This is a genomic window from Acinetobacter sp. P8-3-8, assembly GCF_000214135.1.
GTDB lineage: Bacteria > Pseudomonadota > Gammaproteobacteria > Pseudomonadales > Moraxellaceae > Acinetobacter.
On record NZ_AFIE01000111.1, the window covers coordinates 1 to 2,931 of the forward strand.

At 31.5% G+C, this 2,931-nt stretch carries 2 protein-coding genes and 3 pseudogenes; 3 read left to right on the plus strand and 2 right to left on the minus strand.

The genetic code is table 11. From position 1 onward, the window contains the following. Positions 1-113 (plus strand): annotated as a pseudogene (locus GGG_RS20960) (IS982 family transposase); the annotation flags it as partial. A gap of 22 nt (positions 114-135) precedes the next feature. On the opposite strand, the pseudogene GGG_RS21600 reads toward GGG_RS20960, so the two are convergent. Continuing rightward, positions 136-770: pseudogene (locus tag GGG_RS21600) on the minus strand (IS3 family transposase); the annotation flags it as partial. A 93-nt stretch (positions 771-863) separates the two neighbouring features. Beyond that, positions 864-1,208: a hypothetical protein gene (locus GGG_RS0118660; protein WP_010117830.1), complete on the minus strand. Its 345-nt coding sequence runs from the start codon at positions 1,206-1,208 to the stop codon at positions 864-866. Between the two features lie 591 nt (positions 1,209-1,799). Here GGG_RS0118660 and GGG_RS20130 point away from each other — a divergent pair. Next, positions 1,800-2,209 (plus strand): annotated as a pseudogene (locus GGG_RS20130) (roadblock/LC7 domain-containing protein). 339 nt (positions 2,210-2,548) lie between these two features. Further along, positions 2,549-2,905, plus strand: coding sequence for a hypothetical protein (locus GGG_RS0118670; protein WP_010117832.1), 357 nt, complete (start codon positions 2,549-2,551; stop codon positions 2,903-2,905). The last annotated feature ends 26 nt before the right edge of the window (positions 2,906-2,931 follow it).

A 2,931-nucleotide genomic window follows, 5' to 3' on the forward strand; every position in this document is an offset into this window, starting at 1 on the left:
AACATTCACGTCATCGTTCAGTGAATAATTTTATGGTGAATATCATGGCGGCAGTCGTGGCTTATTGTTTAAATCCCAATAAACCGGCTTTCAAAAACATGATTACAAATTAAGCTTATTTCGTCGAACTCAGGTTAAGTTATTTTCTTTCAATATTTTGAATAACTTATCTCTTCCAATTTTTAATCCTTGAGCTAACAATTGAGGTCTGATTAACCAATATAATTTACGTGTACCAATACTTGGCATGAGATAACAGTAATTCATTACTAAATCAATAACTTGTTTAGTTTGTTGTGCTGTAACTTGAGCTCGTTTTTCAGATTGATAATAGGCTTGTCTTGAAATCTTAAGCGATTGGCAAAAACGAGTAAGACTTAATTGTCTTTTGCTTTTCCAATCTTCGAAACGTGCTCGATATACTTTTTTTGGAAGTTAGTCCCACATTCTTTATCTAGGTGATAAATCACATCTTGCATAAATTCAGTTTTGAGTTTTTCATCAGCAAGTTTCTTTTCTAACTGACGTATCTGTTGTTGTGGAGTGAGCTGTCTTTTTGATGATTTTGGCATAGTCTGTGAAGTCCAATCTTGTTGTCCGTACCTGCGCAACCACACAAGAACGGTTGATCTTCCTTGAATACCATATTTTTGTTGAGCTTGCTTGTAAGTAATTTGCCCTTTTTCGACCTCCTGTATAACCATCATTTTAAAGGGAAGGCTGTAATCACGTTGGGTTCGCTTAATTCTTTGATCTTTCTTCAGTTCCATAAAATAAGCCTCTTAGTAGTCAACTTATTTCAGGACGGGACAGACAGAATAACAAAAAAGCCCCTACAAGAGGAGCTTTCTGAAGTTAAAATCTTATTGTTGCGCTTTCTCTTTAACATGAGCAGCACCGTCTTCAACAGCACCAGCAGTTGCTGCAGTTGCATCTTTTGCAACAGCAACAGTCGCATCAGCAGCTTTTTCTGTTGCATTCGCAGCATGATCTACAGCATGTGCGGTTGCATTTGCAGCATCATCAGCCGCTTTTGCAGTTGCATCAGCAGCATCTTTGGTTGCATTAGCAACATCATGGCCTGCTTGCTCAGCAGCATTTTCAATATGTTCACCCGTGGTTGCACCCGTTTCAGGCGCTTTATCTTTATTACAACCAACAAGAGCGATAGTCGCAACTAGACCTAGAGAAAGAAGAATCTTATTCATTATGTTTTACCTTTTATGCACTAATTTTTGGCATCCAATAATTGGATAAAATAATATAAACACAAAAAATGACCAAATCAAAAAATAAAATGTAAAGTTTTTATAAGTTTAAGCAATCAGCGCTTAGTCGGCAGAATCAGTAAAAAGAATAAATATGTAAAAAATAGATGAAAATTCAATATATAGGTTTTCTTGTTTTGTTTAGTTTTATTATATGGTGTTTTAATTGTTATATTAATTTGAATAAACATTAGAGAATAGTCATACTTTTTTTATGGATATTTATTGCGCATTTTAATATTATAAAATTTATTTGATTTAAATAAACACACTTGTTAGTATAGCTTAATATTAATTTGTAAGTTAGATTATTGGGTAAATTGCATACCAATAAAGTCATAAACTGACAAATTTTGAAAAAGGAATTTTAATTTCAAAAATATATTTACAAGGATGTGAAACTTGATAATAATTCGCTTATTAAATGTGAATTGCATCAATGAATTTTAAATAATTATGAAATTGATAAATCACATGTCAAATTTTTTTAAAAAATCGTGAATATATTTATTCATTCTAGGTGCATTTTGTATGTTGGATTTAAGTCTTTCTCGGAAAGTTCCTGAAAAATTTATCGCATTCAGTGAACAGAAAATTCAGCAATTGCTGAATTCAGTTTCTGGCGTTGAATTTGTCATGTTGTGTACATCTGATGGTTTTGAAATTGCCTTGGCAAATAAAAAAATATAACAAATTCAAGTAAAATTGCAGCAGTAAGTAGTTCAATCCTAGCAATGGTGACGGCTTTTATTTCTGAAATTAACTTGGTTGGTTGTCAGACGATTACCTTAGATGCTGTCAATGGAAAAGCGTTATTGACATCGATTCCACATCCAAAGCATCCTTTGGTATTGGTGGCAATGACCAATAAAGATATTTTGCTAGGTCAGTTACTTTATGAAATTAAAGAAACGTCTGAAGCTTTGATGGATAATTTATAAAGTTTAAATAAAATAGTAGATATTTAATTTATTAATTTTATTTAAGCGATGTTTAAGAAATTTTGAAGTTTTTAAATAATCAGCGATATAGTGAATTATTTTAAATTTACTATTGAATATTGAATATTTTCTATGTTATTAAAATAGGCATGGAATATAATTAATTAAAATTGATTATTGAGTAAAATTAAAATACGTATTCAATTAAAAAGAATACTCATTTTATTCGTTTTAGTTAGAAATTTATATTTTTAGCTAAATGGAACAAACTTTTAGTAAATCAAAAAAAATTGGCTTACTAAGATCAACAACAATGTTAAACACTAAACGGGGACTCCCATGGCTCGTATCACACTAGATCAATTAACAGATATCGACGGTTTTGTTTGTGCTGCTTTAGTAGACAGCGAAAGCGGTTTATCTTTAGCAACAGCTGGAACAGGCTTAGACTTAGAATTAGCAGCTGCAGGTAATACTGAAGTTGTTCGTGCTAAACGTAAAGTTGCTAAAGCGTTGAAACTTGATGACGTAATTGAAGACATCCTAATCACTTTAGGTAAGCAATACCATTTGATCCGTCCATTGGATTCAAATGAAAACTTATTCCTTTACCTTGTATTAGATCGTTCTAAATCAAACTTAGCGATGTCTCGCCATGAGTTAAAAGCATTTGAAAAAGAATTAGATTTTTCTTAATTTAAAATTAGAAAACTCATAAAAAA